Source organism: Neisseria sp. HMSC069H12 (assembly GCF_001812735.1).
Taxonomy (GTDB): domain Bacteria; phylum Pseudomonadota; class Gammaproteobacteria; order Burkholderiales; family Neisseriaceae; genus Neisseria; species Neisseria subflava.
Map to the genome: position 1 here is coordinate 13,977 of NZ_KV810303.1, position 22,678 is coordinate 36,654.

General features: G+C 50.7%; 24 protein-coding genes. 8 read left to right on the forward strand and 16 right to left on the reverse strand.

The genetic code is table 11. From position 1 onward, the window contains the following. Positions 1–67 precede the first annotated feature (67 nt). Together HMPREF2872_RS10760 and HMPREF2872_RS10765 are read right to left on the reverse strand one after the other, a co-directional pair. The gene (locus HMPREF2872_RS10760; RefSeq protein WP_070633539.1) at positions 68–1,015 is read right to left on the reverse strand and encodes a bile acid:sodium symporter family protein; all 948 of its coding nucleotides are present in this window, start codon (positions 1,013–1,015) and stop codon (positions 68–70) included. Between the two features lie 149 nt (positions 1,016–1,164). Next, entirely contained in the window at positions 1,165–2,046 is an 882-nt protein-coding gene (locus HMPREF2872_RS10765; RefSeq protein ID WP_070633548.1) for an NAD(P)H-hydrate dehydratase, read from the reverse strand. Positions 2,047–2,099: 53 nt separating this feature from the next. Between HMPREF2872_RS10765 and HMPREF2872_RS10770 the strand changes: the two genes are divergently transcribed. Further along, positions 2,100–2,756, forward strand: a complete 657-nt coding sequence (locus tag HMPREF2872_RS10770) for a cytochrome b/b6 domain-containing protein (RefSeq protein ID WP_070633552.1) — start codon at positions 2,100–2,102, stop codon at positions 2,754–2,756. 91 nt (positions 2,757–2,847) lie between these two features. Here HMPREF2872_RS10770 and HMPREF2872_RS10775 read toward each other — a convergent pair whose 3' ends face one another. The 8 genes from HMPREF2872_RS10775 to HMPREF2872_RS10810 form a co-directional block, all read right to left on the reverse strand. After that, positions 2,848–3,936 carry a FlxJ family methyltransferase gene (locus HMPREF2872_RS10775; protein ID WP_003685414.1) on the reverse strand — a complete coding sequence of 363 codons (1,089 nt, stop codon included), beginning with the start codon at positions 3,934–3,936 and terminating at the stop codon, positions 2,848–2,850. A gap of 36 nt (positions 3,937–3,972) precedes the next feature. Next, a complete protein-coding gene (locus HMPREF2872_RS10780) occupies positions 3,973–5,676 on the reverse strand; it encodes an ApeI family dehydratase (protein WP_070633555.1) in 1,704 nt (567 codons plus the stop codon). Between the two features lie 12 nt (positions 5,677–5,688). Next, positions 5,689–5,994: a hypothetical protein gene (locus HMPREF2872_RS10785; protein WP_241479487.1), complete on the reverse strand. Its 306-nt coding sequence runs from the start codon at positions 5,992–5,994 to the stop codon at positions 5,689–5,691. A 312-nt stretch (positions 5,995–6,306) separates the two neighbouring features. Continuing rightward, positions 6,307–6,846 (reverse strand): COG4648 family protein, encoded by a 540-nt coding sequence (locus tag HMPREF2872_RS10790; protein WP_070633558.1) that lies wholly within the window; start codon positions 6,844–6,846, stop codon positions 6,307–6,309. A 72-nt stretch (positions 6,847–6,918) separates the two neighbouring features. Then, positions 6,919–7,167: an acyl carrier protein gene (locus HMPREF2872_RS10795; protein WP_070633561.1), complete on the reverse strand. Its 249-nt coding sequence runs from the start codon at positions 7,165–7,167 to the stop codon at positions 6,919–6,921. A gap of 13 nt (positions 7,168–7,180) precedes the next feature. Beyond that, positions 7,181–7,441 carry a phosphopantetheine-binding protein gene (locus tag HMPREF2872_RS10800; RefSeq protein ID WP_003757545.1) on the reverse strand — a complete coding sequence of 87 codons (261 nt, stop codon included), beginning with the start codon at positions 7,439–7,441 and terminating at the stop codon, positions 7,181–7,183. After that, on the reverse strand, positions 7,438–8,196 hold the full coding sequence (locus tag HMPREF2872_RS10805) for a lysophospholipid acyltransferase family protein (protein WP_070633564.1): 759 nt from the start codon (positions 8,194–8,196) through the stop codon (positions 7,438–7,440). Before HMPREF2872_RS10805 ends, HMPREF2872_RS10800 begins: the two co-directional genes overlap by 4 nt. Beyond that, entirely contained in the window at positions 8,193–8,954 is a 762-nt protein-coding gene (locus HMPREF2872_RS10810) for a beta-ketoacyl synthase chain length factor (RefSeq protein WP_070633566.1), read from the reverse strand. Before HMPREF2872_RS10810 ends, HMPREF2872_RS10805 begins: the two co-directional genes overlap by 4 nt. A 110-nt stretch (positions 8,955–9,064) precedes the next feature. On the opposite strand from HMPREF2872_RS10810, the gene HMPREF2872_RS10815 reads away from it, so the two are divergent. The 3 genes from HMPREF2872_RS10815 (at position 9,065) to HMPREF2872_RS10825 (ending at position 11,576) form a co-directional block, all read left to right on the forward strand. Then, entirely contained in the window at positions 9,065–9,553 is a 489-nt protein-coding gene (locus HMPREF2872_RS10815; protein WP_141752889.1) for a hotdog family protein, read from the forward strand. Between the two features lie 65 nt (positions 9,554–9,618). After that, the gene (gene fabG, locus HMPREF2872_RS10820; RefSeq protein ID WP_070633570.1) at positions 9,619–10,347 is read left to right on the forward strand and encodes a 3-oxoacyl-ACP reductase FabG; all 729 of its coding nucleotides are present in this window, start codon (positions 9,619–9,621) and stop codon (positions 10,345–10,347) included. Further along, the gene (locus HMPREF2872_RS10825) at positions 10,341–11,576 is read left to right on the forward strand and encodes a beta-ketoacyl-ACP synthase (protein ID WP_070633573.1); all 1,236 of its coding nucleotides are present in this window, start codon (positions 10,341–10,343) and stop codon (positions 11,574–11,576) included. The genes fabG and HMPREF2872_RS10825 overlap by 7 nt, the downstream gene beginning before the upstream one ends. A gap of 94 nt (positions 11,577–11,670) precedes the next feature. Here HMPREF2872_RS10825 and HMPREF2872_RS10830 read toward each other — a convergent pair whose 3' ends face one another. The 6 genes from HMPREF2872_RS10830 to rluD all read right to left on the reverse strand — a co-directional run bounded on the left by HMPREF2872_RS10830 (position 11,671) and on the right by rluD (position 16,431). After that, complete coding sequence (locus HMPREF2872_RS10830; RefSeq protein ID WP_070633575.1) at positions 11,671–12,195, reverse strand: RDD family protein; 525 nt, start codon at positions 12,193–12,195, stop codon at positions 11,671–11,673. Between the two features lie 91 nt (positions 12,196–12,286). Beyond that, positions 12,287–12,706 carry a hypothetical protein gene (locus HMPREF2872_RS10835; protein WP_070633577.1) on the reverse strand — a complete coding sequence of 140 codons (420 nt, stop codon included), beginning with the start codon at positions 12,704–12,706 and terminating at the stop codon, positions 12,287–12,289. Positions 12,707–12,852: 146 nt separating this feature from the next. Further along, the gene (gene holA, locus HMPREF2872_RS10840; RefSeq protein ID WP_070633578.1) at positions 12,853–13,854 is read right to left on the reverse strand and encodes a DNA polymerase III subunit delta; all 1,002 of its coding nucleotides are present in this window, start codon (positions 13,852–13,854) and stop codon (positions 12,853–12,855) included. Beyond that, complete coding sequence (gene lptE / locus HMPREF2872_RS10845) at positions 13,854–14,333, reverse strand: LPS-assembly lipoprotein LptE (protein ID WP_003680809.1); 480 nt, start codon at positions 14,331–14,333, stop codon at positions 13,854–13,856. Before lptE ends, holA begins: the two co-directional genes overlap by 1 nt. Before the next feature lie 120 nt (positions 14,334–14,453). Continuing rightward, a complete protein-coding gene (gene pgeF / locus HMPREF2872_RS10850) occupies positions 14,454–15,224 on the reverse strand; it encodes a peptidoglycan editing factor PgeF (protein ID WP_070633580.1) in 771 nt (256 codons plus the stop codon). 82 nt (positions 15,225–15,306) lie between these two features. Next, the gene (gene rluD / locus HMPREF2872_RS10855) at positions 15,307–16,431 is read right to left on the reverse strand and encodes a 23S rRNA pseudouridine(1911/1915/1917) synthase RluD (RefSeq protein WP_070633583.1); all 1,125 of its coding nucleotides are present in this window, start codon (positions 16,429–16,431) and stop codon (positions 15,307–15,309) included. On the opposite strand from rluD, the gene HMPREF2872_RS10860 reads away from it, so the two are divergent. The 4 genes from HMPREF2872_RS10860 (at position 16,430) to pflB (ending at position 22,643) form a co-directional block, all read left to right on the forward strand. Then, a complete protein-coding gene (locus HMPREF2872_RS10860; RefSeq protein ID WP_003685748.1) occupies positions 16,430–17,233 on the forward strand; it encodes an outer membrane protein assembly factor BamD in 804 nt (267 codons plus the stop codon). The two genes, rluD and HMPREF2872_RS10860, sit on opposite strands and share 2 nt — an antisense overlap. 321 nt (positions 17,234–17,554) lie before the next feature. Beyond that, positions 17,555–18,712 (forward strand): ATP phosphoribosyltransferase regulatory subunit, encoded by a 1,158-nt coding sequence (locus HMPREF2872_RS10865; protein ID WP_070633585.1) that lies wholly within the window; start codon positions 17,555–17,557, stop codon positions 18,710–18,712. Between the two features lie 43 nt (positions 18,713–18,755). Continuing rightward, positions 18,756–20,054 (forward strand): adenylosuccinate synthase, encoded by a 1,299-nt coding sequence (locus tag HMPREF2872_RS10870; RefSeq protein WP_049351236.1) that lies wholly within the window; start codon positions 18,756–18,758, stop codon positions 20,052–20,054. Positions 20,055–20,357: 303 nt separating this feature from the next. Beyond that, positions 20,358–22,643: a formate C-acetyltransferase gene (gene pflB, locus HMPREF2872_RS10875; protein WP_070633587.1), complete on the forward strand. Its 2,286-nt coding sequence runs from the start codon at positions 20,358–20,360 to the stop codon at positions 22,641–22,643. Positions 22,644–22,678: the final 35 nt, after the last annotated feature.

The following is a 22,678-nucleotide window of genomic DNA, read 5'->3' on the forward strand; positions in this document are numbered from 1 at the left end:
CTGCTTGATTTCAAAATAAAGGCCGTCTGAACGGAATCTGTTCAGACGGCCTTATAATTATACGTAGTTAGGAGTGTTGATTTTTGTCGGCTTTGGCTGCCCAATAAGTTGCCAGAAGCGAGCCGGAGATATTGTGCCACACGCTGAACAATGCGCTGGGAACGGCAACAACCGGCGCGGCGGCAAAGTGTGCGGCGGCAAGGGCGGCGCCTAATCCTGAGTTTTGCATACCGACTTCGATGGCCAGCGTTTTTTGTGCATCATAAGGCAGGCCGGTCCATTTGGCGGCAAAAAAGCCGAGCAGATAGCCGATACCGTTGTGGAGTACGACAACTGAAAAAATCAGCAGGCCGCTTTCAATAATCTTGCCTTTGCTGGCGCCGACTACCGCGCCGATAATCAGCACGATGGCGGCAACGGAAACCAGCGGCAGCGCATCGGTCAGTTTTTCAGTTTTGTTGCCTAAGGCTTTATGGACAATCAAGCCCAAAACGATGGGGAGCAAAACCATTTTGACGATGGACATCAACATACCGCCCGCTTGGATTTCCAGCATTTCACCGGCAAGCATCAGGAAGATGGCAGGGGTCAGCAATGGGGAAATCAGGGTGGAAACCGACGTAACGGCAACCGATAAAGCCACATTGCCGCGCGCCAAATAGGTTATCACATTGGAAGCCGTACCGCCCGGACAGCAGCCGACCAAAATCACACCGACCGCGATTTCGGCGGGCAGATTCAACACTTTCGCCAGCAGATAGGCAGTTGCAGGCATGATGGCGAATTGGGCAATCACGCCGATAATGACGGCTTTGGGGTGTTTGAACAAAATGTCAAAGTCGGAGGGTTTGAGGGTCAAGCCCATGCCGAACATGATGACGCCCAGTAGCCAAGGAATGTAAGGGCCGACCCATTTGAAGGTGTCGGGTGCGAAAAAAGCGATGCCGGCAAAGAGCGCGGCCCAGAGGGAAAAGGTCTTTCCGATAAAATTACTGATTTTGTTGAGGGTATTCATGATGATATGTTGTGAAGTTGTTTTTAAGGGAAACCAAGGATACACGCCTTAACCTTAATTTGCAAAATGGATTAAAATAAATAAGGCCGTCTGAAGATAAGAATTGATTTTCAGACGGCCTGTGATTTGTATTTGCTATATAGACGGCATTATTCTTTTGATAAAATATTGCGCAGCCATCGGGCGACAGGTGCGATTTCTCCGGCGAGCATACCGGTTTCGATTTGGCTGCTGTATTTGATGACATCGGCCGCCGCTCCGTGCAGCCATACGCCGGCGCAGGCGGCTTGGAATGTCGGAATGCCTTGCGCCAGCAGGCTGCCGATAATGCCGCTTAAGACATCGCCGCTGCCCGCGGTGGCCAAACCGGCATTGCCGCTGGTGTTGGTATAGACTATGCCGTCTGCCGTGGCCACCAATGTATGATGGCCTTTCAATACAACGGTCGCGCCATATTTACGGCTGATTTCGGTCACGGCTTTTTGCCTGTCGGCTTGAATTGATTGGGTATCGGTGCAGAGTAGGCGGGCGGCTTCGGCCGGATGAGGTGTCAGGACGATATGTTTGTACAATTTGAGGCGTTCGGTTAATTCGGAAGAGCGGGCAAGCAGTGTCAAAGCATCTGCATCGAGCAATAAAGGCTGGTCATGGTGTGTAGACAGGATTTGGGGCAGCAGCTGCTCTGATAATCCATCCAAACCAAAGCCGCAGCCGATTACGCGTGCGCTGACATCGTTGCGCTCCATCAGTTGGGCCGCAGTGGCGAGCATAATTTCAGGGCGTTTGGGAATAATGGCAAAGGGCAGCGTGGCTTGATTGAAGCCAGCCCAGACCTTGCCGCACCCTTGATACATCGCGGCTGTGGCTGCCAAAACCACCGCACCGCTCATTCCTGTTGCGCCGCCGATAATGGCAAGCGTGCCGTATGTGCCTTTGTGCGATTCTTGGGCGCGGGGGCGGAATACGTCGGGAAATGCTAAGGCCGTCTGAAAAGCTTGAAGCGATTCGGGAAGCGTGTAGATGGGCTGCATGGCGTAACCTTCCAAGATAAGAAATTTAATTTTAAATCAGAAAGTAAAAGGTAATGAAGCAAAAAATAAAAGTTTGGGACGCACCAACGCGCCTGTTCCATTGGCTCTTGGTATTATTGATGGGATTCATGTGGTACAGCGCAACCCAAGGCGGCGATATGCTGGTATGGCACTTGCGCGGCGGCTTGTTGATGCTGGCTTTGGTGTTTTTCCGCTTGTGTTGGGGGATTTGGGGCAGCGATACGGCAAAATTCAGCCGATTTGTGCGCCCGTTTTCCGAAATCCGCCGCTATACGCAAGGCCAAATGTCTGAAGACGAATTGGTCGGCCACAATCCTTTGGGTGCGCTGATGGTGATCGCTTTATTGGCAGCCTTGGTTTTTCAGACGACCACAGGCTTATTTGCCGCCGATGAAAATACGTTTACCAATTCCGGCTTTTTGAATCATTTGGTCAGCGAACACGCCGGTACGCTGGCGCGAAAAGTCCATGTCAATTTCTTTAATGTCTTAGCTGTTTTGGCGGGCGTACATATCGCGGCTGTTTTGCTGTATCGCTTTGTGAAAAAACAGGATTTGATTACGCCGATGATTAACGGCTTTAAAACCATCGATGCCAAGCAGCCTAAATTGGCCGGAATGGGACAACTGTTTGCCGCTTTGTTGGTGGCGATTGCTTTAGTGTGCGCAGTATGGATGTTGCGCGGCTGATGTTTTAAGGCTGATACCTAAAAACAAACCGACCCCGATAGCCGAAATGGCTGTTGGGGTCGGTTTCTTTTTAGGGTTTAAAAGATGATGTTCAGACGGCCTTAACGCAGCGCAAGATGCTGTGGCCTCGGCCGATGCCGTCTGAAATTTCCGCGACTTTCAATCCGGCTTTTTCAACGCAACGGATCAGGTCTTCAGAGTGGAAGATTTTGCTGTTGCCGTTGGCCATGGCAGTGAAATACAGGCTGGTCATGGTCAGGCAGTAGGCGGCGGTTTCGTAGCGTTGTCTGTCCCAGAAAGGTTCCATGATGTAGAGGCTGGTGTTTTCGCTCATAGATGCAGCGGCGCGTTGAAGAATGCTGGTGGCTTGTTCTTCGGTGAAACAGTCTAGGAATTGGCTCATCCAGATGGCGTCAAAACCGGTTGGGAACGGAATTTCAGGATCAAGCAGGTTGGCCGGATGAGCATGGATACGGTCTGCGCCGTTTTTGCCTTTGGTCGCTTCGCGCATCAAGCCGATTTGTTGCGGCAGATCCATGATGGTTACTTCGACTTCGGCATTGTGGTTGACGCATTGCTCCGCCCAGCGGCCGGTATTGCCGCCGACATCGAGCAGTTTTTTAACCGGTTTGGCGAACACGGTGTTGAGTGCTTCTGCGAAGGAGTTGTCGGAATAATAATGGTCGAATGCAAACCATTTTTCCTGCGCGATGCTTGGCAATGAAGACAAGCCTTCGTAAATGGTCGGCCAGTCGCCGAATACTTTCAGGCCTTCGGGCTTGCCGGTTTGCAGGGTTTTTTCCAGATCAAACATGCCTTGGTAGCAGATTTCCTGCGTGAAATCCATATTGACGCGGGCCATTTTGTCTTTGAGGACAAACCAACCGGCCTTGCTGATGAAATAGCGGTTGTCGCGAGTCAAGACAGTGCCGATAGACAGCGAGGCTTCCAGCAGGACTTGTGCCGCGTAGTTGCTGATTTTCGCTTTTTCGGCAATTTCGGCTTGAGTGAGGCCGTCTGGATGGTCGTTCAGCAGGTCCAGAATGCCAAATTTCACCATCAGGCGGGAAACTTGGAACACAATCGGTGCAAAAGCGATTTCTTGAGCCAGACGTTGAGCCTCGCCTGCGGACTGGTGTTCGTGGGAATAGCGTTGTTCTAGGGCAGGGAAGAGTTGCATATTGTTGGTTTTCCACTAAAAAGTTAATAAGTATATTCAGACGGCCTCAAACACAATCCGTCCTGATGCACACGGATGCTCTCCGTTGTTGATTTTAAAGCTCAGTTTGTTTTTACCTTCATCATATTTCAGCTCTACCGACACTTCATCGTGAGGACGGATAAACTGCTGATATTTTAGATTTTCAATGCGGATAACGCGCTGTTTACTCCATGGCTTGGACGCGATCAGGTTGCGCACCCATTGCAGCTCGACCACGCCTGGAACCAGCGGGAAGGTGGCAAAATGGCCGCCGAAATAAACCAAATCCAAAGGCACGCGCCCGATAAAAGTTTCGGTATTGGTTTCGTCGTCAGATGATGTTTTCGACCAAACGGGCGAAGTTTGGGCAACGGTAAAGGCCGTCTGAAAATCCGCCGCAGCGATTTTGGCTTGGGCGTTGCGCGGCAGGCTATCGGTAAAACGCCAGTAGCGCGGCAGGGCGATGGTGTCCTGCGTGGCGGCCAGATGGCGTTTAAGCGTATCGGCAACCGCAGCACGGCCTTTCTCACGCAAGGCGGCGATACCGTCTGCGTTCAATGCCGCCCATATGGCAATGCGTTGATGTTGCGGATGGCGGCCGCAGTGGGCATCGGCAATCCAAGGGTGTTGTAAAAGTTCGTGTTCGATTTGGGTCAGCGACACGCGTTTGTCCTCAAATTTAATAATGCGGTCTTGGCGACCGAGTAACAGAAAACCGTCATCTTGCGGCTCGATCAAATCGGCTGTTTGACGGCGTTCGGGCGACCAAGGCGAAGAAGCCCAAAGTGCGCCTTCTTCGTTTTGTCCGATTTCCACGCCTTTGAAAGGCTGCCATTCTTGGCGTTCGCAACGTGAGGCAATCACGCCGGTTTCGGTGCTGCCATAGACTTCAAACGGGCGGACGGCAGCTTGTTGCAGCAAATCCGCCGTGGCTGCGGGCAATGCACCACCGGCCGAGACAATGCCTGCAATTTTATGGCCGATACTTTGCCAGTTGCGGTTTTCACCCAAGCGGTTGAGTACGGCCGGGCTGGCAATCCAAACCACTTTATCATGTGCGGCCGTGCTGGAAAGCAGGTTTTCCGGATAAACCGCCTGCTGTCGTTCCATAGTCCAACCCATTGTCAGCGCGAGTGCGAAGCGGAACGTGAAGCCGTAAAGGTGTTGCGGGATCACGCTGCCAACCACAGTTTCACCATGTTGTCCAAATGGCAGCGTATTTGCTAAAGTCAGGGCTTCTGCCTGCATTTGCGCGGCGGTTTTCACAATAATCTGCGCTTCGCCGCTGGAGCCCGACGTTTTCAGCCATGCTTCGGCATGGTCGGGAATCAGATAGTTTTCAGGATAGGTGTTCAGCCCTTCCAAATCTGTTTTAGCTAATACATCAGGCAAGTGCCAGATGTTTAGGCCGTCTGAAGACAGCTTTTTATCTGTTGAATCCGTTAAAAACGCTTCTGCCGTTTTCCCCCACGCCACATTGTCTTGCGCCAAATTGGGCAGCAATAAAACCTTTCCGCCAGAATGCCACACTGCCAACACAGCACAGGCAAACAGCGCGGCATCATCAAACCACAACGCGGCCGTTCGCACGCCTGCCTGTTTCAGACGGCCTGACAGATGAAAAACCGCACGGTTGAAATCAGCACGCGTCCAATTCGGATGGGTGGCGATAAGGTCATGTTGGGGTAGATCGGGGGATAGGATTTGGGTAAGGCGCATAATTATAATTTATTAATTAATAAAGAAATTAATTGCATCGGAAATGCGATTAATGGCTTTCATATCTTGTTTATTAATAGCTTGATGCAGTAAACCTGCAAGGATTGCGGAACGTGTTTCAGCAGGTATGACGCAAGGAGCCAAAATACCTCTTGATTGAGGGTAATCTCCCCAATGAATGCCCAATGCTTTTTCGGCTTTATTTTGGTTTTTGTGATTATATGTACCAATAATAAAGACTAGCCCCTCTTTGTCTTCATAAATCTCCAAGGGTTCTGGTTGACCGTCAATCCCTTTCCAGTAAGAAATCATTTTCATTGATTGTTTCCTTTTTATTAATATCTTAGGTAAGTTTAGGTTGGGTTGGAAAAACAACATTCCAAAAGTAAAGAAGCAAAGGTATGTTGCAGTTGTCTGTCAAAATCTAACTACCGTCATTCCGGTCAGTACAGGAATGGTGGTAAAAAGGGTAACCACAGCCTGCGGGGTTGATAATCTAATCTGAAAACTCTCTCCAATACCAAGTTATACCAAACCTTTCGCGTGCTGTGATTCGAGAATGCCCTCGTTGTTGAAGCTGTATTTTCCTTTGATATGAAATGAGTAATGATTGATGCGTTTTCAGACGACCTACACCTTCAATACGGCTTTCCGATACACCCACTCTCCAGCAAATAAAAGCCCCATTAACACATACGACACGATGCCTGTATAAGCCGCCCACCAATCGTAATATTGCAAGCCTGCCAAAATGGCAGCGGTTGCGCCGTTGAAGATAAAGAACGCGCACCAGATTTGCGTAACGCGTCGAGTGTGGCGCACGCCTTCGGGCGGCAGGTCGGGATGTTGCAGTCGGGCGAGGCGTTCGATGACGGTTTGTTTGGCAAACAGGCTACCGCCGAAAACGGCAAGCATCAGCGCGTTGACGGCGACGGGATACCAATACATCGAGTCGGGTCGTCTGAAAATCAGTACGGCGGCGAAAAAGGCGGCAAGGATAATCGCCGTAATGCGTTGGGCTGTGGTTTGCGGCATGGCGGCGCGTATCAGCCACAGGATGCACATGGCGGCGGCAAGCCAGACGAACGCGCCGTTTTCCCTGCCGTAATACCATAGGAGCGGATAGGCGAGGCTGGCGAGGGTCAGTAGGAGTTTTCCTAATATTTTCATGGTTATGATTGATTTTCAGACGGCCTTGCGGATTGACAAGGCCGTCTGAAAATATGCTGATTCAAAGCGGAATCAGGAATCTTGTTGTACTTTCAAAACCGCTTGAACCACGTCTTCTACAGTACGCACATTACGGAAGTCTTCGGCTTGCAGTTTGCGGCCGGTTTCGCGTTTGATGTGGTCGATAAGGTCGATGGCGTCGATGCTGTCGATTTCCAAATCTTCGTAGAGGTTGGTTTCGGGTTTGATGCGTTCCGGTCCGATTTCAAACAGGTTGACCAGTGCATCGGTCAGAAGGGTGCGTACTTCTTGTTCGGTCATATCGCTTCTCCTTTTATGCCTGACGGCTTTTGACGAATTCTGCCAGTGTTTTGACGTTGGCGAAGTTTTCGCGCAGGTTGTCGTTTTCGCCGTCGAGCTGGAAGCCGAAGGTTTTTTGCACTGCCAAACCGAGTTCCAGCGCGTCGACAGAATCCAGACCCAAGCCTTCGTCGCCGAAGAGCGGGTCTTCGCTGCCGATGTCGGCAGGGGTGATGTCTTCCAGCCCCAAGCTGTCGATGATCAATTCTTTGATTTGGTTTTCTAAGTTATTCATGTGGTTTTCCTTGTGAAATAGTCTTGAAGGTATTCGTTTAAACGCCTTGCGGCGATGGGTAAGGGTTTTTCCTCCAGCCATTCTTCGGGCAGGATGTCGTCGCCGACGGTGATTTCATAATGGATTTTGTGCGGCGGTATTTTGTACCAAGGCTGGCCTTTTTTGAAATTGGGCGGCGTCATTTTGATGCACACGGGGGTGATGACCGATGCGCTGCGCAAACCGAGCGATACCGCGCCACGGTGCATTTTAACCTGTCCGTCCCAGCCTGTGCGCGTGCCTTCGGGGAAAATCAGCATACTTTGCCCGCTTTTGAACACGGCGTCGATTTCTTCCAACATTTCCATGCTTTCGTCGTTGGGGATGTAGCCTGAAGCGATAATCTGGCTTTTCATGCTGGGGTTGTGCAACAGGTCTTTTTTAACCAGTACGTTCGGCTCGGAATAGTGGCTGATCAGCAAGACGATATCCAAAAGCGAGGGATGGTTGGCAAGAATGAGCTGGCCGGGCCTGCCGAGTTTTTCCAATCCGTTGAAACGGACGCTTAATACTCCCGACCATTGCAGGTAGCCGACAAAGAAACGCCAAACTCTGCCTATCATGCGTCTTGCTTCAAGTTGGCGTTTGATGTCGCCTTTGGTTGATTTGAGTGTATAGGGTAAAAGTGCGATTTTGAACAATACGCCTGCAACGCCGAAGAGGATGAAGCCGAAGAGTGTGGCAAAAAAGCGACGGAAATAGTCTAAAGTCTTCATGCGTTTTTCTGCCAGTGCCAGTTTCTACCGGCATAGTGTTGCGTGTGTTGTCGGCCGTCTGAAAGTAGGAAGCGTACCCACTCCAAGCTGCTCCAATAGGGCTCGACTGTTGTATCGTTAGGGTTTTCAGAGGGTCTTGCTGATGTGGTTTCCAAGCTTAAGGTATAGTCTTCGCCTTTGGTGATGACCAGTGCCAATGCATAGGCAAACGGCGCACGGGTAGCCAAGACGGGATAGTCTTCAGACAACGGATCATTGGCGACAATCACTAAAACGGATGTTGCATCGTCTTGTAAAAGCGCAAATGCCTCGGCCAGCGCGGTTTCAAAGGAATCGGCGGCAACGGCCAACGCGGTATGCTCGCTCATGTCTTTGCGCAACATCGACCATTGCCCAATCGTTGCATTGTGAACGGACAGGCCGAATGAGGTTGGCGATACGGTATGCGTGTTCAAAAGCTCTTGCCACAATTCAAAGCTGCGGTTGCTTTCGCCGTCGTGCGAAACGTACACCGGTACGCTTTCAGGATATTGGTCGGCCAGATTCCATGCGGCATCACAAACCAAGCGCGCCGCTTTTCCCAAGCGGCGGCGTTGCATAGGCGGCAAAAAGGAGAGCGCGGGTTTGCACTCCGGTAGTGAGGCGGTATCGAGTTTTCCCTGCGCCCAGTCCTGCCATTGCTCCGGCGTACTGATTTTGCTGGAGGAGGCCTGCCATGCGGCGATATTGAAGCTGAAACGGCAAACGTTTTGAGGCATGATGTCTTTCAATGTTTTACATTTTCATACATTGTAATGAAATGGGTTAGTAAAAGCTAGGCTCTGTTATAATGCATATTGTAACGTAATTTATTCCCGGATGACATTTTATGCCTTCAATACCGAGTGCCCCGATTTATGATGTGGCTTCGCTGCTTCCGCACAGCGGACATATGGTGCTAATCGATTGTGTGAAAGAATTTGGCGATGACTACACGGTTTGCCGTGCGCCGGTTGGCGACAAGCATATTTTGCTGAAGGATGGCGTGTTGCCGTCTATAGCTTATATGGAATTGATGGCGCAGGGCATAGGCGCGTTTGCAGGCATTGAGGCTTTAAAGGCCGGAGAACCTGTCCGCTTGGGTTTTTTATTGGGAACGCGCAAGCTGGATTTGTTTGCCGATTCCGTGCCTGTCGGTACTGAGTTGGAAGTCAGGGCGCATGTGTCCATTCAGGATTTGGGCGGCATGGGTGTATTTGATTGCGAGTTGCGCTGGACGGATGCGCCGGAGGATGTGAAGCATCTGTTGCCGCCGGACGGTTTACTGGCAAAAGCTTCTTTGAATGTGTACAGTCCGAAAGACGGTCAAATCATTTAAACCGTTTACAAGGCCGTCTGAAAAGACAAAGATTCAGACGGCCTGTCGATATAGTGAGAAAACGTATGAGTGAAACTATTTTAATTACAGGGTCTAATCGCGGTATCGGCAAAGCCGTCGCGCTTGGTTTGGCGCAGGATGGCTTTGATATTGTCGTCCACTGCCGCAGCCGCCGCGATGAAGCGGAAGCCGTCGCGGAAGAAATCCGTATATTGGGTAGAAATGCGCGCGTGTTGCAGTTTGACGTGTCCGACCGAGAGGCCTGCCGTGAAATTTTGACTGCCGACATTGAGGCAAACGGCACATATTACGGCGTGGTGTTGAATGCCGGCCTGACGCGCGACAATGCGTTTCCTGCGTTTACTGATGACGATTGGGACTTGGTGCTGCGTACCAATTTGGACGGTTTTTATAATGTGTTGCACCCTTTGACCATGCCGATGATCCGCCGCCGCAAAGCCGGACGGATTGTGTGCATGGCGTCGGTGTCCGGTTTGACGGGCAACCGCGGTCAGGTCAATTACAGCGCGTCCAAAGCGGGCCTAATCGGCGCGGCAAAAGCCTTGGCGGTTGAGTTGGCAAAACGCAAAATTACCGTCAACTGCGTGGCGCCGGGCCTTATCGATACTGATATTATCGATGAGAACGTACCTGTTGAAGAAATCTTAAAGGCCGTCCCTGCCGCACGTATGGGATTGCCCGAGGAAGTGGCGCATGCGGTGCGCTTTTTAATGGATGAAAAAGCGGCGTACATTACGCGCCAAGTGATTGCTGTGAACGGAGGTTTGTGTTGAATACCAGAAGAGTCGTTGTAACAGGTATCGGCGGTATTACCGCTTTCGGCCGTGATTGGCAAAGTATTCAGACGGCCTTTAAAGCCGAAAAAAACGCAGTCAAACACATGGACTGGAGCGAACGCTTTCCTGAATTAGAAGCGCAACTGGGTGCGCCGATTGAAGGCTATTCTCCTCCCGAACATTGGACGCGCAAGCAGCTCAGAAGCATGGGGCGCGTATCGCATTTGTGTGTCGATGCGGCGGAACAAGCTTTGACGGATGCAGGTTTGCTGGGGGATGAACGCATTACCGACGGCCGTATGGGCGTAGCGTGCGGTTCGTCTGTCGGCAGTACTAAAGACATTGGCGATATGGGCGAACTTTTGCTGACAGGCACATCGCGCAATTTTAACGCCAATACTTATGTGCGCATGATGCCGCATACGACTGCCGCCAATATCGGTATTTTCTTCGGCTTGAAAGGCCGCATTATTCCGACTTCAAGCGCGTGTTCTTCGGGCAGCCAAGGCATTGGTTATGCCTATGAAGCGATTAAATACGGCCTGATTGATATGATGCTGGCTGGCGGCGGCGAAGAGTTTTGTCCGTCCGAAGTGTATGTATTCGACTCGCTTTATGCCGCCAGCCGCCGCAACGGCGAACCTGAGCTGACGCCACGCCCTTACGACAACGCTCGAGACGGCTTGGTCATCGGCGAAGGTGCAGGCATATTCGTATTGGAAGAATTGGAACACGCTCGTGCGCGCGGTGCGAAAATCTATGCCGAGCTTGTCGGCTATGGCGCCAACAGTGACGGCAGCCACGTTACTCAACCGCAAAAAGAGACCATGCAAAAATGTATGGAGCTTGCGCTGAAAGATGCAGGTATTACGCCTGATAAAGTCGGCTATGTCAGCGGTCACGGTACGGCGACCGAAAAAGGCGATATTGCCGAAACATTAGCGACCGAAGCCGTGTTTGGATTCATTCCCATGAGTTCGCAAAAAAGCTATCTCGGCCATACACTCGGCGCCTGCGGTGCATTGGAAGCCTGGTTTACCATCGAAATGATGAACAACGGCTGGTTTGCGCCGACCGTCAATTTGGAAAACATCGATCCGCGTTGCGGTAAGGTGGATTACATTCAAACAGGCGGACGCGAGATTCAAACCGATTATGTGGTCAGCAATAACTTTGCTTTTGGCGGCGTCAATACTTCGCTGGTGTTCAAACGTTGGCAAGAATAATCATTGCTTGATGTTATGATTAAAGGCCGTCTGAAACTTATCTTGAGTTTCAGACGGCCTTTATTTTATTAAGAGTTTGAGCCGCTTTTGGATTTTATTCGTTTGTTTTCTTCTGATTCAAATCCACCAGCCTTGTTCCAGCCAAGAAGTCGTAGAGGAACTGGCGGTCGGGATGGAACAGGGCGAAACCCCATGGCAGAATGAGCCAAATGAGCGCGGCGCCGAATGCGCCTTTAGGAGGGATATTGAGCAGATGGCGCAATCCGGCGTAGGCAAATAGGGGAATGAACACAATGAAAATGCTTGCCCAAATAAAGCGCAGGCGCAGCTGTGGCAGAGGCGGTTGGGTATCGTTTTTATCGGCTAAACCGATTTTCCATGTCTGCATGGCGAGGGTTTGGCCTTTTTTGTGCCAGTTGGCGCGAAAGTAGAGCCACCATGCGTAGAACAGAATCAGACAGGTTGTCAGCATGGACAGACGCGTGGAAATGGGATTGAGAAAGATGGCGACAATGCCGGCTGCAAGGGCGGAAATGCTGGTAACGGCGCCGGTCAGCAGAAGTTCGTAAACCAATGCGGCGAGGCGGCGTTTGAGTGGGGCGGTAGGAAGACGGGTCATAATGCGATGGAAACGGAAATGGGTTTGTTGGAAATAAAAACAGGCCGTCTGAAACGGGATAGGATGTTCAGACGGCCTGTTACTGTCGGGATTAGCGATGTGGACGTTTTTGACCGCGTGCCTGTTGGGCAGCCATTTGGTTCATTTCCTGACGGGTCGGACGCTTTTTGAAGATGGCGTGCGCTTCGTCAACGGAACATTTTTGTGACAGGCAAACCAAGGTAATCGCGTCTTTTTGATGTTGGCCGCCGCTGTGGTACATGCGGCGCAGGTTGGCTTCGTTGATACGGCCTTTTTCCGGATCGATGTCGAATTTTTTCAGGCGCTCGAGGAATTGGCGTTGCTGACGGCGTGAAGTCCAAACGAAACCGCCTGCGGCAGCGGCCACGATGATGACGGCCAACAGAATGGCCAGCGGCCATGAATCGGCGATCAGAACGATGATGAGGCTTAATACGGCAGTGGTCAGCAGGGCCAGACCGCCGATGCGAAGTTTGGTTTTATTATCCATATGGTTGGTGTTTCCTTGTTTTTTGCTGGAAGAGGCCGTCTGAAATGCGAGGTTCAGACGGCCTGAATTTAAGTTTACGCTATTTTACAGTATTTTCTGTTTTTGGGGCGTATTGCGTGCAAGTTTCTTGACGCGTGGCAACGGTTTCAGGCGGCCAGCGAGGTAACGAGCTGTTTGAACTCGATCCATGCATCGCCTTCTTCCGCGCCTTTGATGATACGGTCGATTTTGGAGCAGGTTTTGAGCGCATCGAGCAGGCGGTTGATGGAAATGCGTTTGGCAGCCATCGGTGCAAGGGTCTGTTTGTCGCCCCATAAGCGCAGGCTGTTGCGCAGGCTTTGGATGTTTTGGCCTTGCTTGAGTGCGGCAGTGAGGCGGATTAGGGTGCGGATGTCTTCGGCAACCGCCCACAACAGCAAAACCGGCTCTTCGCCTTCTTCTTCCAAACCGTCCAGCAAACGGGAAACGCGCAGGGCATCGCCTTTCATCCATGCGCCTGCCAGTTGGAATACGTCGAAGCGGGCGACAGTGGCAACTGCGGCTTCTGCGTCGGCAATATTGATTAAATGGCCTTGGGGATGGAGCAGGGCGAGTTTTTCGATTTCCTGACGGGCGGCCAAAAGATTGCCTTCGACGCGCTCGGCAAAAAGGGCGAGTGCTTCAGGTTCGATATCCAAACCCTGCTGTTTCAGGCGGCCCTGTATCCATTGCGGCAAAGCATATGGCGCAACGGCTTTGGCTTCTAAGACGATGCCTTTGCCTGCCAATGCGGAAAACCATTTGGACTGGATTTGCGCTTTTTCAAGCTTAGGCAGGAGGATGAGCGTAACCGTATCTTCGGGCAGGCGTTCGGCGAAGGTTTGCAGGGCATCGCCTCCGTTTTTGCCGGGCTTGCCGTTGGGGATGTGGATTTCCAGCAGTTTTAAATCGGCAAATAAACCTGCGCTGCCGGCACTTTGCAACAGCTCGTTCCAGTCAAAATTGTTTTCGGCGGTATAGACTTCGCGGTTGAGATAACCTTGTTTTTTTGCGGCTGCGCGCAGCGTATCCAAAGCCTCGATGCGCAACAAATCCTCTTCGCCGTGAATAATGTACAACGGTTGGAGCGGCGTATCCGGGCGCAGGCTCTCAATGGGTGCGGCAGCCATTATTGCGCCTTCAGGAAAGTCAGGCGGCGGACGATTTGATCTGCGGCGTCGATGCGCATTTCAGACCAAATGGTTTCTTCCTCTTCCTGTTTGCCCAAAACTTCGCTGTCGGCGTAATCCATGGTGCGGTGAACCTTAACTTCCATCGGTTCGCCAACCGGCTCGCCATTGCGGAAGGCTTGGGCTTTGACGGTCATGGCCAGCAGGTATTCGTTAATCGCGGCAGCGCGGGTGATGGTGTAGATATCACGGCGTTTTTGAAAGTCGACAACGCGCAGGGTGATTTGTGATTCGGCTTCGCTAACCGGATGACCGTCGGCACGGCGTAAGGCATTTTCCAGCGCTTTTTGCATGACGGCTCCGCCTTCTACATGCCAGTTTTGATAAGGTAGCGGCTGCGAAGTTACGCCAGTGCCTTTCAGGTGGAAACCGCAAGAGGCAAGCAATAGGGCGAGTGCAGGCAATAGGATTTTTTTCATTGGATATTCCTTCGTTGAAACCAGTTACGGTATCGTCGGATTATAACGAATAATGTTTAGGCCGTCTGAAACCGTAAACGGAAAGTATTTCAGACGGCCTTGTCTTTGATGGCGCAAATCTTATTTTTCCAACCAAATCAGGCTGACCATGCGGCCGGTTTGTCCGTCGCGGCGATAGGAGAAGAAAGTATCGCGTTCCAAGACGGTGCAATGGGTGCCGCCATAAATCATGTTCACGCCTTCGCGATGCAGAATCATACGCGCCAAAGCGTAAATGTCGGCAAGGTATTTGCCGCCGCCGATGTCTTCAAACGCATCGACAGCTTCCGGCATGGGGGTGCAAAACGCATCAAATACATCTTGCCCCACCTCAAACGCATCAGGGCCGATGGCAGGGGCGAGATAGGCCATGATTTCCAGTGGCTCGACATTCATTGCCGCAATGGTATTTTGCAAAACGCCACAGGCCAAACCGCGCCAACCTGCATGAGCCGCCGCAACAACGGTCCCTGCTTTGTCGCAAAATAAGACAGGCAGGCAATCGGCAGTCATTGAGGCGCAGGCAACCGTACCCGTCGTATCAACCGAGGCATCGGCGTCAGGCGTATTGCCTAATGCTTCTGCGGCATTTACAACAATGCTGCTGTGGATTTGATTAAGGTAGGCTACGGGCAGGCCGACTTGTTCCTGTACGATTTCGCGGTTGCGGAGTACGGCTTCCAGATTGTCGCCGACGTGCGAACCGACATTCAGGCTGCGGTACACGCTTTCGCTGACACCGCCGTTGCGCGTGGTAATAAGCGTTTTGACATTGGCAGGGGCAGGCCAGTCGGCAGTCAAAAAATTCTTGCCTTGGGGAGCGAGGTTTAGGGTATCTGTGATGGTTTTCATAATCTTTGAATCGCTGAGATAGTTGGAACGGATTGATTTCAGACGGCCTCAGATAATATTTTAGGCCGTCTGAAAAATGGGTTTAATCCCTTACATAAACGACTTCGACATCGTAGTCGTCTTCATTCCAATCGTCGTCATCGTCCATGCCGAATTTCTCTTGCCATTCTTCCTCGTTGCTTAGGGACGAATCTAAACCGGCTTCCAGACGCAGGACGGAAAGCAGGTGGTACATATCGTCAGGTATAGGCGCTTCAAAGGAAACGGTTTCGCCGGTTTTCGGGTGTACAAAGCTCAAGCGGTAGGCATGCAGGGCTTGGCGCGCGCCTAGGGCTTTGATGGCTTCTTTAACCGCATCGCTGCATGGATGGCGCAGGTTGCCGTAAACAGGGTCGGCGGCCAGCGGATGGTTGGCTTCGCGCATATGAACGCGGATTTGGTGTGTGCGGCCGGTTTCGAGCGAGCATTCGATGTAGCTGTGGGAAAGATAGCGTTCTAACACTTTGACGTGGGTAATGGCAGGTTTGCCGCCGAATTTGACGACTGCCATTTTCAGGCGGTTGTGCGGATCGCGGCCGATTTGGGTTTCGATTTTGCCGTCGAAAGGAACAATGCCGTTGGCGACTGCACGGTAAATGCGTTTGACTGTGCGCTCTTGAAGCTGTTGAACCAGTGAGTTTTGCGCTGGCAAGGTTTTGGCGACCACCATCAGACCGCTGGTTTCTTTGTCCAAACGGTGTACGATGCCCGCACGCGGCACTTGGCTTAATTCGGGACAGTGCGCCAACAGGCCGTTGAGCAGGGTGCCGCTCCAGTTGCCTGCGGCAGGATGGACGACCAATCCGGCCGGTTTGTTGATGACGATGACGGTATCGTCTTCATAAATGATGTCTAAATCCATAGGCTCGGGCGTGAATGCGAGGTTTTCTTCGCTCGGACGTACCGTAACGGCAATCAATTCACCGCCTATCATTTTATCTTTGGGTTGCGCGGGCTTATCGTTTACAATGACTGCACCCTCTTTAATCCACGAACTCAGGCGGCTGCGCGAGTAGTCGGGCATGAGTTTGGCCAATACGGCATCCAGCCTTCCGCCTGCCATTTCGAGCGGAACGGTCAAATTAACACAACTTTCTGTTTCAGGGGATGACGGAAAGTCTAAATCATCGCTATAATCTGCTTCGTTATCAAAGGAAGTATTCTGCATGAAAAAAATTCTTTTAGTAGTTTCTTTAGGTTTGGCACTGAGTGCCTGCGCAAATAAAGGCACAATCGATAAAGACGCCCAAATTACTCAAGATTGGAGTGTGGAAAAGCTTTATGCCGAAGCGCAAGACGAATTGAACAGCAACAATTATACGCGAGCTGTCAAGTTATACGAAATTTTAGAGTCCCGTTTTCCAAACGGCCGCTATGCACAGCAGTCCCAGTTGGATACGGCGTATGCCTATTATAAAGACGATGAGCCGGAAAAAGCCTTGGCTGCCATTGCGCGCTTCCAACGCCATCATCCGCAACATCCGAATATGGACTACGCGCTGTACTTGAAAGGTCTGGTCCTGTTTAACGAAGACCAGTCTTTCTTGAACAAGCTGGCTTCCCAAGACTGGTCCGACCGCGATCCGAAAGCCAACCGCGATGCTTATCAGGCGTTTGCAGAGTTGGTTCAACGTTATCCAAACAGCAAATACGCTGCCGATGCAACCGAGCGTATGGCTAAGTTGGTGGACGCTTTGGGCGGTAACGAGATGTCTGTGGCGCGTTATTACATGAAACGCGGTGCTTATGTCGCAGCGGTCAACCGCGCGCAAAAAATCGTCGCCCGTTACCAAAATACCCGTTACGTCGAAGAAGCTTTGGCGATGATGGAATTGGCGTACAAAAAACTGGACAAGCCGCAACTGGCTGCCGATACGCGCCGCGTTTTGGAAACCAACTTCCCGCAAAGCCCGTTCTTGCAACACGAATGGCGATCTGACGATATGCCTTGGTGGCGTTACTGGCGTTAATCGTCGAGTTGTTCAGGCATGAATAAGGCCGTCTGAAAACGATGCAGCTATGCATTTGGTTTTCAGACGGCCTTTGTTTTTAATGTTTTTTACGCTCTCTGTAAACAGGGTGCAAAATTCGTTTTAATATGGTAAAGTCTGATTTTAATAACTCGACGGTTTGAAGCCGTTACTCAGGGGCTGTTTAAATTTAAAATCAGTTTTGTTGAAGCCGCATCAGATTTGCTATTGATGCATTCAGGAAAATTTCAGTCGTCAGGCTGATTTGGTTTTAAATTTAAGCAGCCCTTTATGTTTACAAAAAAACAGAGGTAGATTCTCATGAAGTCTTGGCAGCTTCCTGAACACGTTGCCGACGTGTTACCGACCAATGCCCGACAACTGGAAAGCGCCCGTGAGCGGCTATTGGCTTTGTTCCGCGTGCATGGTTATGAATTGGTGCAACCGCCATTGATGGAATACAGCCATTCCTTATTAACGCATATCGATGCCGGTTTGTCGTTGAAAACCATTTTGGTCGTTGATCAGCTCAGTGGCCGTCAACTCGGTATCCGCGCGGATATTACACCGCAGGTGGCGCGTATTGATGCCCACTTGCTTTCCGCCAATCAAGGCATCAACCGCTTATGCTATGCAGGTTCAGTGCTTCATGCGCGGCCTGACGGATTGCTCAATATGCGCGAGCCTTTACAGGCCGGTGCGGAAATGTACGGCTTGGAAGGCATTGAAGCGGATATTGAATTGATTGATTTGATGCTGAAAAGCATGAAAATCGCCGATATGGGCGAAGTTTTGCTTTCATTGGGTCATATCGGCGTATTCCGTGCTTTGGCAAATGCCGCGCATTTGGATGAGCAACAATCGGCAACCCTGCTTTCATCAATGCAGGACAAAGATGCCGAGGTCGTCAGCCAGTTGGTCAAAGAGTGGAAACTCGACGGTATGTGGGCAAAAGCGTTTTCATTGTTGCCCCGACTGTACGGCGGTCGTGAAGTGCTGACTTTGGCTAGAGAGAAATTACCGGAATTGTCCGCAGTCAGTGCGGCCTTGGATGAATTGCAGGCAGTATGCGATGCGTTCCCAAATCAAAAAGTGCATATCGATTTGTCGGAACTGCGCGTTGACAATTACCATACCGGTTTGCTTTACGCGGCTTATGGTTCGAACCGTCATGATGCCGTGGCACGCGGCGGCCGTTATGACGGATTGGGTGGATACTTTGGACGCGCGCGTCCTGCAGCCGGATTCAGTTTTGATTTACGCAGCTTTATCGGCCGCCTTCCTGCTATCGGACGGGAATCCGTGGTGGCTGTCGATGTAAAAGACATGCCTGCGGCTCAAGAAGTGGTAGATGCTTTGCGCGAACAAGGACAATGTGTCGTTATCGATTACGGTATCGGCTATAACGGTTCGGAAGAGGTTACAGGCCGTCTGAAACAGGTAGACGGCGTTTGGAAAGTAATCGCTTTGAACGATTGAGTTTTATTTTGAAATTTTGTATCTGAAATAAGGTTAGATGGCTATGGCTAAAAATGTTGTCGTAATCGGTGCCCAATGGGGTGATGAAGGCAAAGGTAAGATTGTTGACTGGCTGGCGGAAGAAACCAGTGGTGTAGTACGTTTCCAAGGCGGCCACAATGCCGGCCATACTTTGGTCGTCGGTGGCAAAAAAACCATTTTGCGCCTGATTCCAAGCGGCATTTTGCATGAGACTTTGGACTGCTTCATCGGCTCAGGTGTTGTCGTTTCTCCTGAAGCATTGTTGGGCGAAATCGATGAATTGAACGCTGCCGGTGTGAAAAACGTCGAAGGCCGTCTGAAAATTGCGCCAACCTGCCCATTGATTCTGCCTTACCACATCGCGCTTGATCAAGCTCGCGAAGCTTCCCGGGGTAAAGGCAAAATTGGTACAACCGGTCGCGGCATCGGCCCCGCTTATGAAGATAAAGTTGCCCGCCGCGCGATTCGCGTGGTGGACTTGTTGCACCCTGAAAAACTGGTTGAGAAACTGGAAGCTGTTTTGGCTTATTACAATGTTCAGTTGCAACACCTGCACAATGCCGAGCCGGTAAAAGTTGAAGATGTGATGGCGGTCATTGAAAAAGTTGCACCGCGCATTACGCCGATGATTACCGATGTTTCCCGTGTTTTGAACGAGAAAAACCGAAAAGGCGAAAGCCTGTTGTTTGAAGGTGCACAAGGTACGTTGCTGGACATCGACTACGGTACTTATCCGTTTGTGACTTCCTCCAACTGCTTGGCTGGTGCCGCTTCTGCCGGTGCAGGTGTAGGTCCGCAAATGCTGGATTACGTTTTGGGTATCGTTAAAGCCTATACTACCCGCGTGGGTTCCGGCCCATTCCCGACTGAATTGTTTGACGAAGTGGGCGCAGGCTTGGCTGAACGCGGCCATGAATTCGGCTCTGTAACCGGTCGTGCGCGTCGTTGTGGCTGGTTTGACGCGGCTGCTCTGAAACGCTCTATTCAAGTTAACGGCATTTCCGGCATGTGCATTACCAAGCTGGACGTGATGGACGGTATTGAGAACATCAATATCTGTGTAGGTTATGAATTGCCTGATGGCAGCAAAACCGACATTCTGCCTTGCGGCTCCGATGCGGTAGAAACCTGCAAACCGATTTACGAAACCATGCAGGGTTGGAGCGAGTCGACTTTCGGCGTGAAAGAATATGACAAGCTGCCTGAAAACGCTAAAGCTTATCTGAAACGTATTGAAGAAGTGTGCGGTGCACCTGTAGCCATTGTTTCAACTGGTCCTGACCGTGAAGAAACCATCGTTTTGCACCACCCGTTTGCTTAATTGATTAAGTGAATAAAAGGCCGTCTGAATGTTTCAGACGGCCTTTTATATGAAATGCAATAAAAATTCAGCCCTGAAGGATGTCTGTCTTCAGGGCTGATTTTTGTATTCTACGCCGTTTTTAAACACGAGTGTTTGGAAACCGAGATGTAGTGCCAAGTAACAATTATTCTCATTGATGTAAGTCAAGAAAAGGCTAGTCTGTAATTTTATTTCAAGAAAACTCCTGTAAATGGAAGGGTATTAGTGCTATCCTTTCAGAAAATTTACGGTCTATATTTTCAATAAAATTAGGAGCTTGATATGTCAAATGATGTTCAGCAACGTCCAGCCGCTTGGGAAGGTTTTACTGGCGGCAACTGGGAAACCAACGTAGATGTTCGCGATTTTATTCAGAAAAACTACACGCCTTATGAAGGCGATGCCTCTTTCTTGGCACCTGCAACCGAAGCCACAACCAAACTGTGGGCGGACGTATTGGAAGGTATTAAAGTAGAAAACCGTACGCACGAGCCGTACAAAATCGACGCGCAAATCATATCCGGTATTACCAGCCACGCTCCAGGCTACATCAACAAAGATTTGGAAACCATCGTCGGCCTGCAAACAGACGAGCCTTTGAAACGCTCCATCATGCCGTTTGGCGGTTTGAAAATGGTGCAAGACGCATGCAAAGTGTACAACGTTGAATTGAATCCTGAAGTCAGCGAAATTTTCACCAAATACCGCAAAACCCATAACCAAGGCGTGTTTGACGTTTACACTCCCGACATCCGCCGTTGCCGTAAATCAGGCGTGATTACCGGTCTGCCGGATGCTTATGGCCGTGGCCGTATTATCGGTGACTACCGTCGTGTTGCATTGTACGGTATCGACTTCTTGATGAAAGACAAACTCAACCAGTTCAACTCACTGCAAGCCGATTTGGAAAACGGTGTGGACTTGGAAGAAGTGATCCGCCGCCGCGAAGAAATCAATGAGCAATACAAAGCATTGGGCCAAATGAAAGAAATGGCAGCTTCTTACGGCTACGATATTTCCGGTCCTGCAAAAAATGCACAAGAAGCCATCCAATGGACTTACTTTGCCTACCTCGCTGCCGTTAAATCCCAAAACGGTGCGGCAATGTCTTTCGGCCGTGTATCTTCATTCTTGGATATCTACATCGAACGCGACCTGAAAAACGGTGTGATTACCGAAACCCAAGCGCAAGAATTCATTGACCACTTGGTGATGAAACTGCGTATGGTTCGTTTCCTGCGTACTCCGGAATACGATCAACTCTTCTCCGGCGACCCGATTTGGGCAACCGAATCTATCGGCGGTATGGGCTTGGACGGCCGTACCTTGGTAACACGCACCAACTTCCGCGTGTTGCACACCTTGTACAACATGGGTCCGTCTCCTGAGCCGAACATCACCGTATTGTGGTCTGAACAACTGCCACAAGGCTTTAAAGAGTACTGCGCAAAAGTATCCATCGACACTTCGTCTATCCAATACGAAAACGACGACTTGATGCGTCCTGACTTCAATAGCGATGACTACGCTATTGCCTGTTGCGTGAGCCCGATGATTGTCGGCAAACAAATGCAGTTCTTCGGCGCTCGTGCCAACTTGGCAAAAACCCTGCTGTACGCAATCAACGGCGGTGTGGATGAAAAATCTAAAGAACAAGTTGGTCCGAAAACCGAACCGATTATGGACGAAGTCTTGGACTACGACACTGTCTTTGCGCGCATGGACAAATTCATGGATTGGCTGGCAACCCAATACGTTACCGCGTTGAACATCATTCACTACATGCACGACAAATACAGCTACGAAGCCGCATTGATGGCATTGCATGACCGTGATGTGATCCGTACGATGGCTTGCGGTATTGCCGGTTTGTCTGTGGCTGCCGACTCTCTGTCTGCCATTAAATACGCCAAAGTGAAACCGATTCGCGACGAGAACGGCATTGCCGTTGACTTCGAAATCGAAGGCGAATACCCACAATTTGGTAACAACGACGACCGCGTGGACGACATTGCCTGCGACTTGGTGGAACGCTTCATGAAAAAAGTGGCAACCCACAAAACTTACCGCAACGCCACTCCGACTCAGTCCGTACTGACCATTACTTCCAACGTTGTTTACGGTAAGAAAACCGGTAATACTCCAGACGGCCGCCGTGCAGGTGCTCCGTTTGGTCCGGGTGCAAACCCAATGCACGGCCGTGACGTCAACGGTGCAGTCGCTTCATTGACTTCCGTAGCCAAACTGCCATTTGAGTTTGCCAAAGACGGTATTTCTTATACCTTCTCCATTATTCCAGGCGCGTTGGGTAAAGACGAGCATTCTCGCGAACGCAACCTTGCCGGTCTGATGGACGGTTATTTCCACCATGAAGACGGTATTTTGGAAGGCGGTCAACACTTGAACGTCAACGTATTGAATCGCGAGACTTTGGAAGATGCGATGCACCATCCGGAGAAATATCCGCAGTTGACCATTCGTGTGTCCGGTTATGCGGTTCGCTTCAACTCGTTGACCCGTGAACAACAGCTTGACGTGATTACCCGTACGTTCACAGAAACCATGTAATTCGGGGGAAAAACAAACCGGAAGCTAAATTTGCA